Source organism: Micromonospora sp. NPDC047521 (genome assembly GCF_055587305.1).
Genome location: NZ_JBVJGN010000004.1, coordinates 264,025 through 284,125 on the forward strand (window position 1 = coordinate 264,025; position 20,101 = coordinate 284,125).

The window sequence follows — 20,101 nt, forward strand, 5'->3', positions numbered from 1 at the left end:
CGCCTGCGGACGCGGCAGAGGTGCCGGACACGCCTGCGGACGCGGCAGAGGTGCCGGACACGCCTGCGGACGCGGCAGAGGCGCCCGACGCGCCTGCGGACGCGGCAGAGGTGCCGGACACGCCGGCAGGCGCGGCGGCGGCGGAGTGGCCCCCGGTGTGGGCGGGCACCACAAGGGGCGCGCCGGTCACCGGGCAGGGCACGACGACGCAGGCGAGCCCGAAGACGTCGTGGACCAGGTCGGCGGTGAGGATCTCCCGGGGCGGCCCGGCGGCGACGACAGCGCCGGCGCGCATCGCGACCAGGTGGTCGGCGTAGCGGGCTGCCTGGTTGAGGTCGTGCAGGACGGCGACGACGGTGCGGCCCCGCTCGACGCGCAGCCGGTGCAGCAGGTCGAGGACCTCCACCTGGTGGGCGAGGTCGAGGAAGGTGGTGGGTTCGTCAAGCAGCAGGGCGTCGGTGTCCTGGGCGAGCGTCATGGCGATCCACACGCGCTGCCGCTGACCGCCGGAGAGGCTGTCCACCGGCCGGTCGGCGAGGTCGGCCACGTCGGCCAGGGCCATGGCCTGCTCCACCGCGACCCCGTCCTCCGACGACCACTGCCGCCACCAGCGCTGGTAGGGCTGCCGGCCGCGTCCGACCAGGTCGGCAACGGTGACGCCCTCGGGGACCAGTGGGCTCTGCGGCAGCACCCCGAGCCGGCGGGCCACCTCGCGGGTCGGCAGGTCGCGGATCGCGGTGCCGTCCAGCAGCACGGTGCCGCGGCGGGGTGTGAGCAGCCGGGCCATGGTGCGCAGCAGGGTGGATTTGCCGCACGCGTTCGGGCCGACGATCACTGTGAACGCGTCGGCGGGCAGATCGAGGTCGAGGCCGTCGAGCACGGTCCGCTCGTCGTAGCCGGCGACCAGGTCGCGGGTGGACAGCATCACACGACTCCTTGGGGCGTCACGACGACCGCCGCCGTCCGCGCAGCAGCAGGAAGATCAGGTACGGGCCGCCGATCGCGGCGGTCAACACGCCGGCGGGCAGTTGGGTGGGTGCGAACAGCCGCCGGCCGGCGAGGTCGGCGAGCACCAGCAGCAGCGCGCCGAGCAGCGCGGCGCAGACCAGCGGTGGCCGTTCGGCGCGTACCAGGCGGCGGGCCACCTGAGGGGCGACGAGCGCGACGAAGTCGACGGCGCCGACCTGGGCGGTGACCATCGCGGCGACGAGCACGCCGGTGCCGGCGAGGCCGATGCGCCGGGCCACCGGGCGCAGGCCGACGCCCCGGGTGGTGTCGTCGTCCAGGGCGGTGCTGTTCAGTGCCCAGCCGGCCCAGGCCAGCACCGGCAGCAGCACCAGCAGGGTGCCGGCGATCCAGGCGGCCTCGGTCCAGCCCTTGCCGGCCAGGGTGCCGATCAGCCAGATCTGCGCGCGGAGCCCGTCGATGGGGTCGGCGGTGAGCATGACCACCTCGGTGAGCGCCCGGAAACCGAACGCGACAGCCACGCCGGCGAGCACGAACCGCTGCGCGGCCAGCCCGTGCCGGGCACCGAGGGCGAACAGCAGCGCCGCCGCGACCAGCCCGCCGACAAGCGCGGTGGGCGCGACCAGGACGGCGGCCATGCCACTGGTCAGCGCCACTGTCGCGGCGAGCCCGGCGCCCTGGGTGATGCCGATGACGTCCGGGCTGGCGAGGGGGTTGCGGGCCACGCTCTGGATCAGGGTGCCGGCCACGCCGAAGGCCGCGCCGGCCACCGCGGCCAGCAGGATCCGCGGCAGCCGAAGATCAAAGACAACGAGGTCGTACGGCGTGCCGGCGCCGGAGAGGGCGCGCAGCACGTCGGCCGGTGCGACGTACGGGGTGCCCAGGGAGAGGCTGAGCAGCATCGCCAGCAGGAGCAGGACGGTGAGCGCGGCGGCCACCAGCACGGCGCGGCGGCGGATCAGCAGGCTGACCGGGCCGATGCGCAGCAGGGACCGTCCCGGCGGCTGCGCGCCGGGTGCGCCTGTCGAAGGGCCTGCCGGACGGTGGATCGTGGTCACGCGGTCACCACCCGGGCGCGGCGGACCAGCACGGCGAGCAGCGGCGCGCCGATCAGGGCGGTGACGATTCCGGCCGGGATCTCGCCGGGCGGGGCGACCAGCCGGCCGACGACGTCGGCGCCGAGCAGCAGCGCCGGCCCGAGCAGGGCGGAGACGGCGAGGGTCCAGCGGTGGTCGGCGCCGACCAGGGCGCGCGCCAGGTGCGGCACGGCCAGGCCCACGAAGGCGACGGGCCCGGCCGCCGCCACCGCGGCACCTGTCAGCAGCACCGCGGCGAGTCCGCCGCCGAGGCGGACCAGGCCGATGCGGTGGCCGAGGCCACGGGCCACGTCGTCGCCGAGGGCCAGCGCGTCCAGGCCCCGTGCCACCAGGGCGGCCAGCAGCAGCCCGGCGAGGACGAACGGCAGCACCTGCGCGGTGACCGACAGGTCCCGGCCGGCCAGCCCGCCGACCACCCAGAACCGGTACTCCTCGAAGGTGCGGGCGTCGATGCTGAGCAGCGCGTACACCCCGGAGGCCAGGCTGGCGTCGAGGGCCGCGCCGACAAGCGCGAGGGTGACCGGGCTGGCGCCCTCGCGGGCCCGGGTGGCGATGGCGAAGACCAACAGGCCGGCGATCAGCGCCCCGGCGATGCCGAACCAGACGTAGCCGGCGAGCGTGCCGATGCCGAAGACGGAGATGGCGAGCACCACACCGAAGGACGCGCCGGCGCTGATGCCGAGGATGCGGGGCTCGGCCAGGGGGTTGCGGGTGAGCGCCTGGAACAGCACACCGGCCACGGCGAGGGCGAGCCCGACGGCGAGGCCGAGGGCGGTACGCGGCATGCGCAGTTCGCGGACGATAGTGCTCGCGTCGCTGCCGTCCGGTGCGACGAGGGCGTGCCAGACCGCGTCGACGCCGAGTTGCCTGCTGCCCAGCGCGAAACTGGCGAGAACGGCGAGCAGCAGGACCAGCGCGGCACCGGCGGTGACGATGACCCGACGGCCGGTGCGGGTGCTGGCCCGACTCCGGGTCGGCCGGCTGGCGAGGGCGGTCACGGAACTCCTGCACGTTCGACCTTAGGTTCGCCTAACCTTAGCCGAGCTGCGGAAAGTGACCTAACCGGCGTCGGTCGATGCCGTCGTGGGCCCCTCGGGTACGCCCGCCGAACCGCCGTCCCCGGCCGCCGCGCCACCGTGCGGCAGCACGTTGAGTGGCCGCATCATCTCGTTGTCCTCGTGCTCCAGCAGATGGCAGTGCCAGGCGTAGCGGCCCGGCAGGTCGAAGCGTGCCTTGATCCGGGTCACCTCCCACGGGTACGCGAGGACGGTGTCCATCCGCCCCCGGTCCCCCGGGCCCGGCATCAACCTGCCCGAACGCCCGCGTCCGAGGAACTCGAACTGGACCTGGTGCAGGTGGACCGGATGCACATGCCTGGTGAAGTTGCGGATCTCCCACACCTCGGTGGCGCCGAGGGTGGGTTGCTCGGTCGCCGGGTCGCTCCAGCGCAGCGGCAGGCCCCGACCCCGGTCGTCGAGGACGCCGAGCAGCATGGCCATGGCACCCGACCCGCCCGACATCCGCTCGTTGAGCGACAGCCGTCGTACCCGCTCGGCCGGCCCGAGCCGACGGTGTGCCGGCAGCCGCAGCTGCTCGGGTGGCACGCTGGTGTCCACGCCCGCCGCCTCGGCGACCACGAAGCGCAGCACCTGCCCGGTGGTCAGCGGATCGGCGGGCGGGAAGTCCACCCCGGGCCGACCTCCGCGGTACGCCCAGTCGGGCCCCTCGTTGACCAGGTAGAACTCGGTGCCCGCCGGGACGTCGGTGAAGTCGACGACGGCGTCGACCCGCTGCGCGGGGCCGAGGGTCACGCGCTCGTGCGGTACCGGCTCGGGCAGGAAGCCACCGTCGCCGCCGACCTGCCAGATCGGCAGCACCGCACGGGCCGGCCGCGCGGTGGGGTTGGCGACCACGCTGAGCATCAAGAACCGGCTGTTGCAGCCGTTGAGCAGCCGGAACCGGTAGCGCCGGGGTCGCACGGTCAGCGTGGGCCAGGTGCGGCCGTTGACCACGATCGTGGAGCCGGAGAACTCCGACCTCCAGCGCGGGTCATCGTCGTGCGACGCGCGCCCGCCCGGGTAGCGGAGGCTGCCGTCGGCGCCGAAGCTGCGGTCCTGGATCAGCAGCGGAATGTCGTGGTGCCGGGCATCCGGCGGGTCGTCGAGGGCCGGTGCCGGGCCGGGCAGGACGCCGTCCGGCAGGTCGTCGCCGTCGAGCAGATAGAAGCCGGCCGGGCCGGCGTAGATGTTCTCCCGGGTGAGCCCGAGGGTGTGGTCGTGGTACCAGAGGGTGCAGGGCCGCTGATCGTTGGCGTACTCGAAGGTGGCCGAGCCCGGCGCCCAGCGCAGGCCGGAGGCTTCGGCGAAGCGGGACCGGAACTCGCGGTACGCGCTGCCGGCCACCGCGAAGCCGGGCGGCAGGTCACGGGTCACCGGCAGGTACCACGCCTCGGCGTGTCCGTCGCTCTCCTGGGTGCTGTGCGCGCCGTGCAGGTGCACCACCTGCGGCACCGGCCCCCGGTATCCCCGGGGGTCGCCGCCCGGCGGCCGTGCCGGTCCCGGCCCGCCACTCCACCCGCCGGGTTGGCCCAGTGCAGGGTCGGGTCCACCGGCAGCAGGTGGGGCAGGTGGTCACCCCTGTCGTCGACGAGCTGGTTGACCCAGGTCACGCGTACCGGGCGGTCCACCCGCGCCATGATGGTGGGCGACGGGTAGCCGAAGCTGCCGGGGTGGGCGGTGGAGCCGTAACCCCACACCGTCGTGCGCGGCCAGGACGGGGGCAGGATCTGCTGGCGGAACTGGCGTACCGCGATGACGTACGTGTCCCGCTCCGGGCCGGTCGCCACCTGCGGCATGGTCGGTGGGATCCGCAGCGGCGTGACGTACTTCGGGATGTCTCTGGCGTCCAGCGGCGCCGCTGCCGCGAGCGCGGTCCAACCCGCCGGGACCAGCGCCGTGGCACCGCCGGCGGCCCCTGCCGCGAGCAACCGTCGCCTGCTGACCATTTCCGCACCTCCCGATCACCCGCACGTCCCATAAGAGAATGAGTTTCGCGGACGACCCCAGGACGGACAGATGGCGCATGACACCCGTAAGAGGGATGTTCACGTCATAGGGTATGGACATGCGATTCGACAGGCACACGGTCGTCCTCCTGGCCCGACCGTCGGACCCGCCGGAGCTGCCGCAGGACGCGATCGACAGGTTGCAGGAGACCCACCTGGCCCACCAGGCCGGGCTCGTGGAGCAGGGTCTGGTGCTGGCGGCCGGGCCGTTCCTGCACGCCGACGACGACCGGCTGCGCGGTTTCGTCGTGCTCTCCATCGCCCCGGACGACGCCCGCGCGCTGTTCGCCAACGACCCGGCCGTCAGCGCCGGGCTGTTGACCGCGCAGGTGACGAGCTGGCTGGTCCCGGAGGGCAATGTGCGGTTCGAGGGCGTGCCGATGCCCCGGTCGATGCTGGAGGCGGCTGCCGGCGACTGATCCGCCGGTCTCAGCCCTCGGCGGGCCGGGGCGTCGGCAGCGGGCCGTCGACGGCGCCCACGCCGCCGAGGGTCACCTCCTCCGGCGGCAGGTCGCCGATCGGCGTCACCCGGGGCCCGTCCACCGGACCGACGATCACCCGTAGGCCGGGGAAGCTGTCCCGCAGCACCTGCCGGCACGGGCCGCACGGCTCCACGATCTCGCGGCCACGATCCCCCACCACGACCATCGTCTCCAGCTCGGTGACGCCCTGGGTCGCGGCGGCGCCCACGGCCACCATCTCGGCGCACGCCCCGCCACTGTCGTGGTGGACGTTCACCCCGCTGAAGACCCGACCGTCGGCGGTGCGTGCGGCGGCGGCACGGGTGTGTCGGGGGCTGCGGCAGCGCAGCTTGGCGACGGCCGTGGCCGCCTGCACCAGCGCCCGGTCGGTATCGCGCATCGTCACTGTCGGCCCCGGTTGCTCGTCGTGGTCCGATCCTGGTCGGGTCGGCTGCGGTCGCGGTACGCCCGCATCTTCGCCCGGCTTCCGCAGATGCTCATCGTGCACCAGCGGCTGCGCCCGGCCGGACTGTGGTCGTAGTAGACCCAGCGGCACCCGTGCGCGGCGCACGCCTTCAGTCGTGGCCAGGTGCCGTCGGCCTCGGCGAGGAGGACGGTACAACCCACCCGCGCGGTGAGCGCGGCGGCCCTGGTCAGTCCGGGACCCGGTGCCGGGCGGGCCCGCCCGGCGCTGTCGATCTCGACGGTCAGCGGGGCGTCCCGGAACAGGTCGGCAAGTGCGGTGAGGGTGTCCGGCGGCACTTCCATCCCGGTGTGGGCCTGACAGGCGTCGCGCACCGACTCGCGCAGGCGGCGCACCGCCGCCAGGTCCTCCGCGCCGGCGGCCGAGGCCGGTACGCCGTGCGCGGCGCAGAACGCGACGAGGTCGGCGACGGTGACCAGCGCGTCGCGTCCCGCCTCGATGTCGAGGGTGTTGACGAGGTCCTGCACGAGGGCGAGCGGACCCGGGGCGGGTCGACGGTCGCCGGGCTGTCGCATGCGCCGACATTACCGCTGTGGCAGCATCACCGGTAACTGTTACCAGAAGGAGGCAGCTATATGGTTACTCCGGCCCCTGGGGTCCTCCGCCGCAACCGTGACTTCCGCTGGTTCTGGGCCGGCCACACGGCGTCGGTGGTCGGCTCCCAGGTGACCGCTGTGGCGTTGCCCCTGCTGGCCTCGCTGACGCTGGGCGCGGGCGCGGCAGGCGTGGCGGTCATCGCCACCGCGTCGTACCTGCCGAACCTGCTGCTCCCCCTGCTGATCGGTCACTTGTTGCAGCGGCGTCGGCGGCGACCGGTGATGATCGGAGCGGACCTCGTGCGGGCCGGCACGTTGGCCGTGGTGCCTGTCGCGTACCTCCTGGGCTTCCTCTCGGTGCCACTGCTGGTGGTTGTCGCCCTGGTCGTCGGCGCGGCAAGCGTGGTGTTCGAGATCGGCAGCTTCGCGTACGTGCCATCCCTGGTGGACGACGCCGACCTCGCCGACGCGAACCGGGCCACGCAGGGCTCCACCACCGCCGCCCAGGTGGCCGGGCCGGGACTCGCCGGCGGTCTCACCCAGCTCGCCGGGCCGCCGCTGGCCGTCGCCCTGGACGCGGTGAGCTACCTGGCCAGCGCGCTGGGTGTGGCCGCCGCGCGACGCGTCGAGCCGGCTCCGCCGCGCGAGGACGCCGGCGGCATCCTCGACGGGCTCCGGGTCATCGCCGTCAACCCGTGGCTGCGGGCGCTGACCACGCACGCCACCATCTACAACGCGGCGTCGCAGATCGTCACCGTCAACCTGGTCGTTCTCATGGTCACCGATCGGGGCCTGAGCCCCGGCCTGTTCGGATTGGCGCTGAGCGCCGCTGGGGCCGGCGCGCTGGTCGGCACGCTCGCGTCGACCCGGCTGGCCGAGTGGCTCGGCTACGGTCGGGCCTTCGCCGCCGCGCTGCTGCTGTCCACCGGCACACCGCTGCTCATCGCGGCGCTGCCCGGCTCCGGTGGCCCGCTCGCCGCCGGACTGGCCGGGGTGCAGTTCACCGCGGGCATCGGGCTCGGTGTGGCGAACGTCCTCTCGGTGACCCTGCGCCAGGTCGTCATCCCCCGGGGCAACCTGGCCCGCAGCAACGGCGGCTACCGCCTGTTGATCTACGGGGCGCTCCCGCTGGGCAGCGCCCTCGGTGGCGTGCTGGGACACGCGGCGGGCAGCCGGGTCGGGGTCGCGGTCGGCACCGCCGGGTTCGCCGTCTCGGCCGTACCCATGCTGACCCGGCGGATCCGCGGCCTGCGCACTCCGCAGCAGGCGCGCACGGAGCCGGCGGGCGCCGCGCCGACGGAGACCGCACCGGCGGGCGGCCCCCCGACCGCCGTCCGGCGGTAACCCACAGGCGGTACGCCGCCGGGCTGCCTATCCTTGGGCACGACATGCAGAATCCAGCCGCCTCCGCCGCGACCGATCCGGTACGCGAGCTGCACCGCCGCCTCTCTCCCCTGATGTTCCGTGACCAGCGCCGGCTCCAACGGCGGCTGGACGGCGCTCGCAAGCTGCGCGACCCGCAGCGGCGGGAGACGGCACTCGCCGAGATCAGCGCCGACGTGACCCGGGCCGAGCAGCGGATCGCCGCCCGGCGCGCGGCCGTACCCGTCATCACGTACCCGGCGGGGTTGCCGGTCAGTGAGCGCAAGGACGACATCGCCGCCGCCATCCGCGATCACCAGGTGGTGATCGTGGCCGGCGAGACCGGTTCCGGTAAGACCACCCAGCTGCCCAAGATCTGTCTGGAGCTGGGGCGCGGCATCAACGGCCTGATCGGGCACACCCAGCCCCGCCGGCTGGCCGCCCGGACGGTGGCCGACCGGATCGCCGACGAGCTGGGCACCGAGCTGGGCGACGTGGTCGGCTACAAGGTGCGCTTCACCGACCAGGTGAGCGACCGCAGCCTGGTGAAGCTGATGACCGACGGCATCCTGCTGGCCGAGTTGCAGACCGACCGGATGCTGCGCCAGTACGACACGTTGATCATCGACGAGGCGCACGAGCGCAGCCTCAACATCGACTTCATCCTCGGGTACCTGCGGGAGCTGCTGCCCCGCCGGCCCGACCTCAAGGTGATCATCACCTCGGCGACCATCGAGACGGACCGCTTCGCCAGGCACTTCGCCGGCCCGGCCACCGCCGACGAGCCCGACGGCGTGCCCGCGCCGGTGGTCGAGGTGTCCGGACGGACCTACCCGGTCGAGGTGCGCTACCGGCCCCTGGTCGAGGTCGCCGACGGCGAGGAGGACGGCGACGGGGACGAGGAGAACGTCCGCGACCAGATCCAGGCGATCGGGGACGCCGTCGAGGAGCTGGCCGCCGAGGGCCCCGGCGACATCCTGGTCTTCCTCAGCGGCGAGCGGGAGATCCGGGACACCGCCGACGCGCTGGGCAAGCTGGTGCAGAAGAAACGCTCACTGCTGGGCACCGAGATCCTGCCGCTGTACGCCCGGCTGTCCAGCGCCGAGCAGCACCGGGTCTTCGCCGCGCACTCGTCGCGCCGGGTGGTGCTCGCCACGAACGTCGCGGAGACCTCGCTGACCGTGCCCGGCATCAAGTACGTGGTGGACCCCGGCACCGCCCGCATCTCCCGCTACTCCAGCCGGCTGAAGGTGCAGCGGCTGCCCATCGAGGCGGTCTCCCAGGCGTCGGCCAACCAGCGCAAGGGCCGCTGCGGCCGTACGTCGGACGGCATCTGCATCCGCCTCTACGACGAGCAGGACTTCGCCTCGCGCCCCGAGTTCACCGACCCGGAGATCCTGCGCACCAACCTGGCGTCGGTAATCCTCCAGATGACGGCTATCGGGCTGGGCGACCTGGCCGCGTTCCCGTTCATCGACCCGCCGGACCGGCGCAACATCACCGACGGCGTCAACCTGCTGCACGAGCTGGGCGCACTGGACCCGACCGAGTCCGACCCGGCGAAGCGGCTCACCGCGCTGGGCCGCCGCCTGGCCCAGCTGCCCGTCGACCCGCGACTGGCCCGGATGGTGGTCGAGGGTGAGCGCAACGGCTGCGCCACCGAGGTGCTGGTGATCGCCGCCGCGCTCTCCATCCAGGACCCGCGCGAGCGGCCGGCGGAGAAGCAGGCCCAGGCCGACCAGGCGCACGCCCGGTTCGCCGACAAGGAGTCCGACTTCGTCGCGTACCTCAACCTGTGGCGGTACGTGCGCGAGCAGCAGCGGGAGCTGTCCTCGAGCGCGTTCCGCCGGATGTGCAAGGCGGAGTACCTGAACTACCTGCGGATCCGCGAGTGGCAGGACATCGTCAGCCAGTTGCGCCAGGTGCTGCGTACCCCGCAGGAGAGCGACAGGCGTGGTGGGCGGCCGGCGCGCGACACCGCGGACGGCGCGGAGGCCGGCCGGGGTGCGGGCCGCCGCGGCGGCGCGGACCTGCCCGAGGAGATCGACACCCCGAAGGTGCACCAGTCGCTGTTGCCGGGCCTGCTGTCGCACATCGGCCTGAAGGACGCCCAGAAACACGAGTACCTGGGGGCGCGGGGCGCGAAGTTCGCGCTCTTCCCCGGGTCGGCGTTGTTCAAGAAGCCGCCGCGCTGGGTGATGGCAGCCGAACTGGTGGAGACCTCCCGGCTGTGGGGCCGCATCGCCGGCCGGGTCGAACCGGAGTGGGTCGAACCGCTCGCGCAGCACCTGGTCAAGCGCAGCTACAGCGAACCGCACTGGGAGAAGAAGCAGGCCGCGGTGATGGCCTACGAGAAGGTCACCCTGTACGGCGTCCCGCTGGTCAGCTCCCGCAAGGTCAACTTCGGCCGGATCGACCCGACGCTGAGCCGGGAGCTCTTCATCAGGCACGCCCTGGTCGAGCGCGACTGGCAGACCCACCACCAGTTCTGGGCGGACAACAAGCGGCTGCTCGCCGACATCGAGGAGTTGGAGAGCCGGGCCCGACGCCGGGACATCCTGGTCGACGACGAGACCATCTTCGGCTTCTACGACCAGCGGATCCCGGCCGACGTCTCCTCCGGCCGGCACTTCGACAGCTGGTGGAAGAAGACCCGCCGCGAGCAACCCGACCTGCTCACCTTCACCCGCGACCTGCTGATCAACGACGGTCGGGCCGGGGTGGACGAGGAGGACTACCCCGACGAGTGGCAGGCCGACGGCGTGAGCCTGCCGCTGACCTACCGGTTCGAGCCGGGCACACCCACCGACGGCGTCACAGTCGACATCCCGCTGCCGCTGCTCAACCAGGTGCCGGCGGAGAGCTTCGACTGGCAGGTGCCGGGGCTGCGCGAGGAGACAGTGATCGCGCTGATCCGCTCACTGCCCAAACCGGTCCGCCGCAACTTCGTGCCGGTGCCGGACTTCGCCCGGGCCGCCCTGGCGGCGATCACCCCGGGCAGGGAGCCGCTGCTGGACGCGCTCACCCGCGAGCTGCGGCGGATGACAGGCGTCACCGTGCCCCGGGACGCCTGGGAGCCGGCCAAGCTCCCGGCCCACCTGCGGGTCACCTTCCGGGTGCTGGGCGACGACGAGAAGCCCGTCGCCGAGGGCAAGGACCTGCCGGCCCTGCAACGCCAGCTCCGCCAGGAGGTACGCCAGGTGGTGGCGGCCGCCGCGCCGGAGGTCGCCCGGACGGGCCTGCGGGAGTGGAGCCTCGGCACCCTGCCGCGCACCATCGAACAGGTCCGCGCCGGCTACGCGGTGACCGCGTACCCGGCGCTTGTCGACGAGGGCGCGACTGTCGGGGTGAAGGTGTTCGACTCCCCCGCCGAGGCCGAGGCCGCGCACTGGGCGGGCACCCGACGGCTGCTGCGGCTCACCGTGCCGTCCCCGGCGCGGTTCCTGCAGGGCCGGCTGAGCAACGAGGCGAAGCTGGCGCTGAGCCGCAACCCGCACGGCGGCGTGCAGGAGCTGATCGAGGACGCGGCCGGCGCGGCCATCGACAGGCTCATCGACGCCACCGGTGGGCCGGCGTGGGACGCCGACGGGTTCGCGGCGCTGCGCGAGAAGGTACGCGCCGACCTCGTCGACACAGTGGTAGAGGTGATGGACCGGGTCCGCAAGGTGCTCGCCGCCGCGTACGCGGTGGAGCAGCGCCTCGGTGCCACCCGCAACCTCGCCGTGGTGGCCGCGTTGGCCGACATCCGCGGCCAGCTCGCCGGGCTTGTGCACGCCGGGTTCGTCACCGAGACCGGGTACGCCCGCCTGCCCGACCTGCTGCGCTACCTGACCGCCATCGAACGCCGGTTGGACCGCCTCGGCGGCAACCCGCAGCGGGACCGCCAGCAGCAGGACCGGATCGCGGTGGTGCAGAAGGAGTACGCCGACCTGCTCGCCGCGTTGCCGCCGGCGCGTCGACAGGAGACGGCCGTCCGGCAGATCCGCTGGATGATCGAGGAGTTGCGGGTGAACGTCTTCGCGCAGGCGCTGGGCACCCCGTACCCCGTGTCAGAGCAGCGGATCTACCGGGCGATGGACGAGGCCGAGGGCCGCTGACCCGGCCCGGCGGATCGGCCGGGCCGGGTCGCGGACCGGTCAGTGCGCCGGGACGGACAGCGCCCGGCTGGCCGGGACGCCCCGCACGGAGCTGGTCAACGCCGCGTTGCGCGCCTCGGCGGCGGTGGGCGCCCACCAGGGGCGGTTCTCCCGGTACCAGTGGAAGACCTCGGACAGGCCGTCCTCGAACCGGATCTGCGGCTCGAAGCCGAGCTCCTCGGAGATCTTGCGGTAGTCCAGCGAGTAGCGCTGGTCCTGGACCTTGCGGTCCGGCACGTGCCGGACCCGTTCCCAGCCGGCGCCGGCCAGCCGCAGGATCCGCTCGGCGAGGGCGCGGTTGGTCAGCTCGATGTCGCCGCCGATGTTGTAGACCTCGCCGGCGCGGCCCTTGGCCAGGACCAGCGCGATGGCCCGGCAGTGGTCGTCCACGTGCAGCCACTCGCGCACCGCGCCGCCGTCGCCGTGCAGGGTGATGTCCTGCCCGGAGAGCAGGCTGGTGACGAATCGGGGGATGACCTTCTCCACGTTCTGGTACGGCCCGTAGTTGTTGGCGCAGCGGGTGATCGAGACGTCCACGTCGTACGTACGCCAGTAGGAGCGCACCACGTGGTCACTCGCCGCCTTCGAGGCCGCGTACGGGGAGTTCGGTTCCAGGACGCAGCTCTCGTTCCAGGAGCCCTCGCTGATCGACCCGTACACCTCGTCGGTGGAGACGTGCACGACGCGGCCGACCCCACCGCGCGCGCAGGCGGCCAGCAGGTGGTGCGAGCCCATCACGTTGGTCTCGAAGAACGGCGCCGGGTCGTCGATGGACCTGTCGACGTGCGACTCGGCGGCGAAGTGCACCACCGCGTCGTGCCCGGGCACCACGTCGGTGAGCAGCTGGCGGTCGCAGATGTCGCCACGGATGAACGTCAGACGGGGGTGCGCGGCCGGCAGGTTGGCCCGGTCACTGGCGTAGGTCAGCTTGTCGATAACCGTCACGTCGCAGTGCTCGAAGCCGACATAGCGCCCGGCGAGCAGGCTGCGCGCGAAATGCGAACCGATGAAGCCAGCGGCGCCGGTCACCAGGATCCTCATGTATGGCCTCCCTGCCGGCGAGAAACGTCCACCGGTGAGCTCTGCTGAGACGAATGGGGCTTTTGCCCCGCGCACGAACCCACCTTAGGTGACGGTCATCAACACTGACAGTGATACAGCGCCCTTAAGGACGAATTAAGCAAGCGGCCCGCCGTCGGGCCGATCAGCGGGGATCCACGCCCGGGGGCAGGTCGTCGCGCTCGATCGCCGACTGCACGTAGTCGAGGAGGATCCGTCGCAGCTCCCGGCCGGCATGGGTCGGCACGACGTCGCGCCGACGGGCCACCGCGATGGTCCGCCGCACTCCCGGCGGGGCCAGGGGGGTGATCCGAACCCCGGGTCGCCGGGCCAGCACGATGCCGGGTACCAGCGCGATGCCGAGGCCGGCCTCGACGAAGCTGAGCACGGCGTCCATCTCACCGCCGTCCACAGCGAAGGTCGGCTCGAAGCCCGCCTCGCGGCACGCCTGGATGGTGGCGTCGCGCAGGTCGTACCCCTCGCGGAACATCACCATCGGCTGGTCGCGCAGGTCCGTGATGTGCAGCTCCCCGGTCGCCGAGGCGGTCGGCACCTCCCCCACCGACGCCACCACGAGGCTCTCGCGCAGGATCGGGTCGACGCGCAGGCCCGGGTCGGCGCCCTGCGCCGGCATGATGATCAGGGCCAGGTCGAGGTCGCCGCGCAGCAGGTCGCGCACCAGGTCCTGGGAGCCGCCCTCCTCGACCCGCAGGTCCACCGTCGGATGTGCGTCGCGGAAGCGGCGCAGGACCGGCGGGGCGAGCGAGGTGGCCAGGCTCGGCGTGGCGCCGAGGCGGACCCGGCCCCGCCGGAGGCCGACCAGCTCCTGCACCTCCCGGGTGGCGGTCTCCACGTCGGCCAGGATCCGGGTGGCCAACGGCAGCAGCACCTCGCCGGCCGCCGTGAGGGTGATGTTGCCCCTTACCCGCTCGAACAGGGGCGCCCCGAGGTCGGTCTCCAGAGCGTGAATTTGCTTACTGAGAGAAGGCTGAGTGATGCCCACAAGGTCGGCGGCTTGGGTGAAATGTCGTACTTCGGCCACCGCGACGAAGTACCTGAGCTGATGGAGCTGCATCTACATAGCTTATGGCTATCAACGCTGCGAGTTCGATGCATTGGACGACTGATCAAAGTCCTCCTAGCGTCGGTCACGTGGTAATGACGAAAACTCGGTCGCCCATCCGCTCGAACGTCGGTCTCAAGGCCGTCATGGCGGTGACGGGCATTGTGCTGGTGCTGTTCCTGATCGCCCACATGCTCGGGAACCTGAAGGTGTTCACGGGGGAGACCTCGTTCGACCACTACGCGCACTGGCTGCGCGACATCGGCAAGCCACTGCTGCCCGGGGTCTGGTTCCTGTGGATCCTGCGTACCGTGCTCGTGGTGGCGGTCGTCGGCCACATCTGGGCCGCGACAGTGCTCGCCCTTCGGGCCCGCGCCGCCCGCCCGGTCAAGTACGCCCACCGCAAGAAGGTCCGGGGCAGCTACGCCGCCCGCACCATGCGCTGGGGTGGCGTGATCATCCTGCTGTTCGTGATCTACCACCTCCTGGACCTGACCACAGGCACGCTCAACCCGGTCGGCGACCCCAGCAACCCGTACGGCAACGTCGTCGCCGACTTCGCGCCGGAACGCTGGTACGTCACGCTCTTCTACACCCTGGCGATCGTCACGCTCGGCTTCCACCTGCGCCACGGCGCGTTCAGCGCGTTCCGCAGCCTCGGCCAGCAGACGCCACGCGGCGAGCGGCGGGCGCGCAACGCCGCGCTCGTCTTCGCCGTGGCCCTCTGCGCCGGATACCTGGTGGTCCCGTTCGCCGTTCTCACCGGATTGGTGTCCTGACATGGAACTCTTCACCGAGGGCGACCCGATCGCCGACACGAAGGCTCCCACCGGCCCGATCGAGAAGCGCTGGGAGACCCGACGCTTCGAGGCCAAGCTCGTCAACCCCGCCAACCGCCGCAAGATGACTGTCATCGTGGTGGGCACCGGCCTGGCCGGCGGCTCCGCCGCGGCCACCCTGGCCGAGCAGGGCTACCACGTGAAGTCCTACTGCTACCAGGACAGCCCGCGCCGCGCGCACTCCATCGCTGCGCAGGGCGGCATCAACGCCGCCAAGAACTACCGCAACGACGGCGACTCGGTGCACCGCCTCTTCTACGACACCGTCAAGGGCGGCGACTTCCGGTCCCGCGAGTCGAACGTGCACCGCCTGGCCGAGGTGTCGGTGAACATCATCGACCAGTGCGTCGCGCAGGGCGTGCCGTTCGCCCGCGAGTACGGCGGCCTGCTGGACACCCGATCGTTCGGTGGCGCCCAGGTGCAGCGCACCTTCTACGCCAGGGGCCAGACGGGCCAGCAGCTGCTGCTCGGCGCGTACCAGGCCCTGGAGCGGCAGATCGGCCTCGGCAACGTGGAGATGAACGCGCGGCACGAGATGCTGGAGCTGGTCATCGTCGACGGCAAGGCGCGCGGCATCGTCGTGCGGGACCTGGTCACCGGCGAGATCAGCACCGAGATGGCCGACGCGGTCGTGCTCGCCTCCGGCGGGTACGGCAACGTCTTCTACCTCTCCACAAACGCCAAGGGCTGCAACGTCACCGCCACCTGGCGGGCGCACCGCAAGGGCGCGTACTTCGCCAACCCCTGCTACACGCAGATCCACCCGACCTGCATCCCGGTCTCCGGCGACCACCAGTCGAAGCTGACCCTGATGAGCGAGTCGCTGCGCAACGACGGCCGGGTCTGGGTGCCGAAGAACAAGGGCGACGACCGCAACCCGCGCGACATCCCCGAGGACGAGCGGGACTACTACCTGGAGCGGATCTACCCGTCCTTCGGCAACCTGGTCCCCCGCGACATCGCCTCCCGCGCCGCGAAGAACGTGTGCGACGAGGGCCGGGGCGTCGGGCCGACCAAGCTCGGCGTCTACCTCGACTTCGCCGACGCGATCGACCGCCTCGGCCGCAAGGCCATCGAGGCCAAGTACGGCAACCTCTTCGAGATGTACGAGCGGATCACCGGCGAGGACCCGTACGAGGTGCCGATGCGGATCTACCCCGCCGTGCACTACACGATGGGCGGCCTCTGGGTCGACTACGACCTCCAGTCGAGCATCCCCGGCCTGTTCGTGATCGGCGAGGCGAACTTCTCCGACCACGGCGCGAACCGGCTCGGCGCCTCGGCGCTGATGCAGGGCCTCGCCGACGGGTACTTCGTGCTGCCCACCACCATCGCCAACTACCTGGCCTCCGGCCCCCTGGAGAAGGTCGACGCCAGCCACCCGGCGGCCGTCGAGGCGCGTACCGACGTCGAGGACCGGATCCAGCGGCTGCTGGCCGTCAACGGCGACCGGACGGTGGACTCGTTCCACCGGGAGCTGGGCCAGATCATGTGGGAGCACTGCGGCATGGAGCGCAGTGAGGCCGGCCTGCGCAAGGCGATCGGCGAGATCCGCGACCTGCGCGAGCAGTTCTGGCAGCGGGTCAAGGTGTCCGGCACCGGTGAGGAGCTCAACCAGTCGCTGGAGAAGGCCGGCCGGGTGGCCGACTTCTTCGAGCTGGCCGAGCTGATGTGCATCGACGCCCTACACCGCGAGGAGTCCTGCGGCGGCCACTTCCGGGCCGAGCACCAGACGCCCGACGGCGAGGCGCAGCGCGACGACGACCGGTTCGCGTACGTGGCGGCCTGGGAGTTCACCGCCACCGGCGAGCCGTCGGTGCTGCACAAGGAAGACCTCAAGTTCGAATACGTCCACCCCACGCAGCGGAGCTACAAGTGAACCTGACCCTGCGCATCTGGCGCCAGAAGGGCCCTGAGGACAAGGGTCGGATGGTGACCTACCCGGTCGACGACGTGTCCCCGGACATGTCGTTCCTGGAGATGCTCGACGTGCTCAACGAGCGGCTCATCCTCGACGGCGAGGACCCGGTCGCGTTCGACCACGACTGCCGCGAGGGCATCTGCGGCATGTGCGGCCTGATGATCAACGGGGACGCGCACGGGCCGCAGCGCGGCACGACCGCGTGCCAGCTGCACATGCGGCAGTTCAAGGACGGCGACACGATCGACATCGAGCCGTGGCGGGCCAGCGCCTTCCCGGTCATCAAGGACCTGGTGGTCAACCGGGGCGCCTTCGACAAGATCATCGCCGCGGGTGGCTACGTCACCGCGCCGACCGGCAGCGCGCCCGAGGCGCACTCCACCCCGGTGGCCAAGGCCAACGCCGACGCCGCCTTCGAGTCGGCGGCCTGCATCGGCTGCGGCGCCTGCGTCGCGGCCTGCCCGAACGGCTCCGGCATGCTCTTCACCGCCGCCAAGCTCACCCAGCTCTCGCTGCTGCCGCAGGGCCAGCCGGAGCGCTACACCCGGGTGATCGGCATGGTCGACGCGCACGACGAGGCAGGCTTCGGCGGCTGCACCAACGCCGGCGAGTGCACTGTGGTCTGCCCCAAGGGCATCCCGCTGAACACCATCGGCCGGCTCAACCGCGACTACCTCGCGGCCACCACCAAGGGCGCCGGCAACACCCCCGGCTCCTGACCCACGCGCCAGCGGACCGCCGTACCCCGACTCGGGGTGCGGCGGTCCGGCGTCTGGCAGCGGCGGTTGCGGTGAGCCCGGGCCTTGATGACCCGCTCTCACCGGTGACGCGGCCGGTTCAACTCCCTTCCCCCGGGTAGCAGTCAGGCAGCAACCGAGGGAGGAACCCGATATGAAGGCACTGACCTGGCAGGGCAAGCGGGACGTACGGGTCGAGGAGGTGCCGGATCCCCGGATCGAGGAACCGACCGACGCAATCGTGAAGATCACCTCGACGGCGATCTGCGGCTCCGACCTGCACCTGTACGAGGTGTTGGGGCCGTACCTGAAGCCCGGCGACGTCCTCGGCCACGAGCCGATGGGCATCGTCGAGGAGGTCGGGTCGGGAGTGACCCGGCTCAAGCCCGGGGACCGGGTGGTGATTCCGTTCAACATCTCCTGCGGCAGCTGCTGGATGTGCGAGCGTCAGCTCTACGCCCAGTGCGAGACCACCCAGGTCACCGGCGAGGGTAAGGGCGCTGCGCTGTTCGGGTACACCTCGCTCTACGGCTCGGTGCCCGGCGGCCAGGCCGAGTACCTGCGCGTCCCGCACGCCCAGTTCGGACCGATCAAGATCCCGCAGACCGGGGCCGACGAGCGCTACCTCTACCTCTCGGACATCCTGCCGACGGCCTGGCAGGCCGTGAAGTACGCGGACACCCCGCCCGGCGGCACCCTGGCCGTGTTCGGGCTGGGCCCGGTCGGCCAGTTCTGCGCCCGCATCGGCCGGCACCTCGGCGCCGGCCGGGTCATCGGGCTGGACCTGGTGCCGGAGCGGCTGGAGCTGGCCCGCCGGCACGGCATCGAGGTGCTCGACGTCAGCGAGCTGACCGACGTGCCGGGCACGCTCATCGACCTGGTCGACGGGCGCGGCCCGGACGCGGTGATCGACGCCGTCGGCATGGAGGCGCACGGCTCTCCGGCGGGCAAGCTGGCCCAGACCGCCGCCGGGCTGCTGCCGAACAAGCTGGCCCAGACGATGACCGACAAGGCCGGCGTGGACCGGCTGGCCGTCCTGCACGCCGCGCTCAAGGGAGTCCGTCGCGGGGGCACCGTCTCGCTCTCCGGCGTCTACGGCGGCGAGGCCGACCCGATGCCGATGATGGAGATGTTCGACAGGGGCATCCAGCTGCGGATGGGTCAGTGCCACGTCCGCCGGTGGACCGACGAGATCCTGCCGCTGCTCTCCGGCGACGACGACCCGCTGGGCGTGGAGGACCTGCGCACCCACCGGCTGCCGCTGAGCGAGGCCCCGCAGGCGTACGAGATGTTCCAGAAGAAGGAGGACGGCTGCATCAAGGTGGTCCTGGCCCCGTGAGTGCGAGGAGTGAGCCGATCCTGCGAGCCCCGCAGTCACGAACAGCGGTGGCCCCGTGAGTCGGGTGGTGGTGATCGCCGGTGCGACGAGTGGAATCGGGCGGGCGACGGCCCGGGCGTTCGCCGAGCGCGGCGACCGCCTGGTCCTCGCCGCCCGCGCCCCACAGACCCTCGCCGAGGTACGCGCGGAGTGCGCCGACGCCGACGTGTTGACCGTGCCCACCGACGTCACCGAGCCGGGCGCGTTGGAGGCGCTCGCCGACGCGGCGATCGGGCGGTTCGGTCGCATCGACGTGTGGGTGCACACCGCCGCGGTGATGGCGTACGGCCGCTTCGACGAGCTGCCCGAGCGGATCTTCGAGCAGGTGGTGCGCACCGACCTGCTGGCCGCGGCCGGTGCGGCGCGGGTGGCGCTGCGGCACTTCCGGGCCACCGGCGCCGGCACGCTGATCCTCACCGGTTCGGTGCTCGGGCACATCACCGCCCCGTACATGAGCGCGTACGTGGCCAGCAAGTGGGGTCTGCAGGGGCTGGCCCGGACGGTGCAGCAGGAGTTGCGCGACACCCCGCGGATCCGGCTCTGCCTGGTCAACCCGGGGAGTGTGGACACTCCGGTGTACCAGCAGGCGGCCAACTACCTGGGCCGGATCGGCAGGCCCCCGCCGCCGGTCGCCGGCCCGCAGCGGGTGGCCCGGGCCATCGTCGACTGCGTGGACCGGCCGCGCCGGGAGGTGTCGGTGGGGCGGCTGAACGTGGTGATGCGCGCCGGCTTCACACTGGTCCCGGGTGTCTACGACGTCCTGGTCGGACCGCTGATGAGGCTGGCCGGCCTGAGCGGACGGGCGATCGCCGCGCACGACGGCTCGGTCTTCACCCCGAACCCGGCGGGCGAGGCCGTACGCGGCGGTCACGTTCCCGACCTGCGGCAACTCGCCCGGCAGCTGTCCGGGCCGGCGTGGACGGTCGGCGCCGCACTTCGCCGACGGCTCGGCTGAGGGGCATCGTGTATCGATCAACTCGCCTAGGGTGGTGGGCCGG

Annotated in this window: 16 protein-coding genes and 1 pseudogene; 8 read left to right on the plus strand and 9 right to left on the minus strand. The window is 72.3% G+C overall.

The genetic code is table 11. The features are described from left to right. Nucleotides 1-112: 112 nt before the first annotated feature. The 5 genes and pseudogenes from ACZ6N8_RS11990 to ACZ6N8_RS12010 form a co-directional block, all read right to left on the minus strand. Nucleotides 113-925: pseudogene (locus tag ACZ6N8_RS11990) on the minus strand (ABC transporter ATP-binding protein); the annotation flags it as partial. Between the two features lie 19 nt (nt 926-944). Then, nucleotides 945-2,024, minus strand: a complete 1,080-nt coding sequence (locus ACZ6N8_RS11995; protein ID WP_466009486.1) for a FecCD family ABC transporter permease — start codon at nt 2,022-2,024, stop codon at nt 945-947. Then, nucleotides 2,021-3,061 (minus strand): FecCD family ABC transporter permease, encoded by a 1,041-nt coding sequence (locus ACZ6N8_RS12000; RefSeq protein WP_466009488.1) that lies wholly within the window; start codon nt 3,059-3,061, stop codon nt 2,021-2,023. The genes ACZ6N8_RS11995 and ACZ6N8_RS12000 overlap by 4 nt, the downstream gene beginning before the upstream one ends. A gap of 60 nt (nt 3,062-3,121) precedes the next feature. Further along, a complete protein-coding gene (locus ACZ6N8_RS12005) occupies nt 3,122-4,573 on the minus strand; it encodes a multicopper oxidase family protein (RefSeq protein WP_466009490.1) in 1,452 nt (483 codons plus the stop codon). After that, nucleotides 4,492-5,067, minus strand: a complete 576-nt coding sequence (locus tag ACZ6N8_RS12010) for a cupredoxin domain-containing protein (RefSeq protein WP_466009491.1) — start codon at nt 5,065-5,067, stop codon at nt 4,492-4,494. The genes ACZ6N8_RS12005 and ACZ6N8_RS12010 overlap by 82 nt, the downstream gene beginning before the upstream one ends. Nucleotides 5,068-5,186: 119 nt before the next feature. Between ACZ6N8_RS12010 and ACZ6N8_RS12015 the strand changes: the two genes are divergently transcribed. Beyond that, complete coding sequence (locus tag ACZ6N8_RS12015) at nt 5,187-5,546, plus strand: YciI family protein (protein ID WP_466009493.1); 360 nt, start codon at nt 5,187-5,189, stop codon at nt 5,544-5,546. A 10-nt stretch (nt 5,547-5,556) separates the two neighbouring features. Here ACZ6N8_RS12015 and ACZ6N8_RS12020 read toward each other — a convergent pair whose 3' ends face one another. Together ACZ6N8_RS12020 and ACZ6N8_RS12025 are read right to left on the minus strand one after the other, a co-directional pair. Beyond that, nucleotides 5,557-5,988 (minus strand): cytidine deaminase family protein, encoded by a 432-nt coding sequence (locus tag ACZ6N8_RS12020; RefSeq protein WP_466009495.1) that lies wholly within the window; start codon nt 5,986-5,988, stop codon nt 5,557-5,559. Between the two features lie 2 nt (nt 5,989-5,990). Beyond that, nucleotides 5,991-6,587 (minus strand): CGNR zinc finger domain-containing protein, encoded by a 597-nt coding sequence (locus ACZ6N8_RS12025; protein WP_466009497.1) that lies wholly within the window; start codon nt 6,585-6,587, stop codon nt 5,991-5,993. Between the two features lie 60 nt (nt 6,588-6,647). On the opposite strand from ACZ6N8_RS12025, the gene ACZ6N8_RS12030 reads away from it, so the two are divergent. Both ACZ6N8_RS12030 and hrpA read left to right on the plus strand, forming a co-directional pair. Next, a complete protein-coding gene (locus ACZ6N8_RS12030) occupies nt 6,648-7,952 on the plus strand; it encodes an MFS transporter (RefSeq protein ID WP_466009498.1) in 1,305 nt (434 codons plus the stop codon). Between the two features lie 44 nt (nt 7,953-7,996). After that, the gene (hrpA, locus tag ACZ6N8_RS12035; protein ID WP_466009500.1) at nt 7,997-12,067 is read left to right on the plus strand and encodes an ATP-dependent RNA helicase HrpA; all 4,071 of its coding nucleotides are present in this window, start codon (nt 7,997-7,999) and stop codon (nt 12,065-12,067) included. A gap of 39 nt (nt 12,068-12,106) precedes the next feature. Here hrpA and rfbB read toward each other — a convergent pair whose 3' ends face one another. Together rfbB and ACZ6N8_RS12045 are read right to left on the minus strand one after the other, a co-directional pair. After that, complete coding sequence (gene rfbB, locus ACZ6N8_RS12040) at nt 12,107-13,147, minus strand: dTDP-glucose 4,6-dehydratase (protein WP_466009502.1); 1,041 nt, start codon at nt 13,145-13,147, stop codon at nt 12,107-12,109. A gap of 163 nt (nt 13,148-13,310) precedes the next feature. Further along, nucleotides 13,311-14,240 carry a LysR family transcriptional regulator gene (locus tag ACZ6N8_RS12045; RefSeq protein ID WP_357985482.1) on the minus strand — a complete coding sequence of 310 codons (930 nt, stop codon included), beginning with the start codon at nt 14,238-14,240 and terminating at the stop codon, nt 13,311-13,313. An 83-nt stretch (nt 14,241-14,323) separates the two neighbouring features. On the opposite strand from ACZ6N8_RS12045, the gene ACZ6N8_RS12050 reads away from it, so the two are divergent. The 5 genes from ACZ6N8_RS12050 (at nt 14,324) to ACZ6N8_RS12070 (ending at nt 20,058) form a co-directional block, all read left to right on the plus strand. Then, complete coding sequence (locus ACZ6N8_RS12050; RefSeq protein WP_364371619.1) at nt 14,324-15,007, plus strand: succinate dehydrogenase cytochrome b subunit; 684 nt, start codon at nt 14,324-14,326, stop codon at nt 15,005-15,007. Nucleotide 15,008: 1 nt separating this feature from the next. Next, the gene (locus ACZ6N8_RS12055) at nt 15,009-16,946 is read left to right on the plus strand and encodes a fumarate reductase/succinate dehydrogenase flavoprotein subunit (protein WP_466009504.1); all 1,938 of its coding nucleotides are present in this window, start codon (nt 15,009-15,011) and stop codon (nt 16,944-16,946) included. Continuing rightward, on the plus strand, nt 16,943-17,707 hold the full coding sequence (locus tag ACZ6N8_RS12060) for a succinate dehydrogenase/fumarate reductase iron-sulfur subunit (RefSeq protein ID WP_364371625.1): 765 nt from the start codon (nt 16,943-16,945) through the stop codon (nt 17,705-17,707). The genes ACZ6N8_RS12055 and ACZ6N8_RS12060 overlap by 4 nt, the downstream gene beginning before the upstream one ends. 172 nt (nt 17,708-17,879) lie before the next feature. Further along, on the plus strand, nt 17,880-19,064 hold the full coding sequence (locus ACZ6N8_RS12065) for a zinc-dependent alcohol dehydrogenase (protein WP_466009506.1): 1,185 nt from the start codon (nt 17,880-17,882) through the stop codon (nt 19,062-19,064). A 55-nt stretch (nt 19,065-19,119) separates the two neighbouring features. Then, nucleotides 19,120-20,058 (plus strand): SDR family NAD(P)-dependent oxidoreductase, encoded by a 939-nt coding sequence (locus ACZ6N8_RS12070; RefSeq protein WP_466009508.1) that lies wholly within the window; start codon nt 19,120-19,122, stop codon nt 20,056-20,058. The last annotated feature ends 43 nt before the right edge of the window (nt 20,059-20,101 follow it).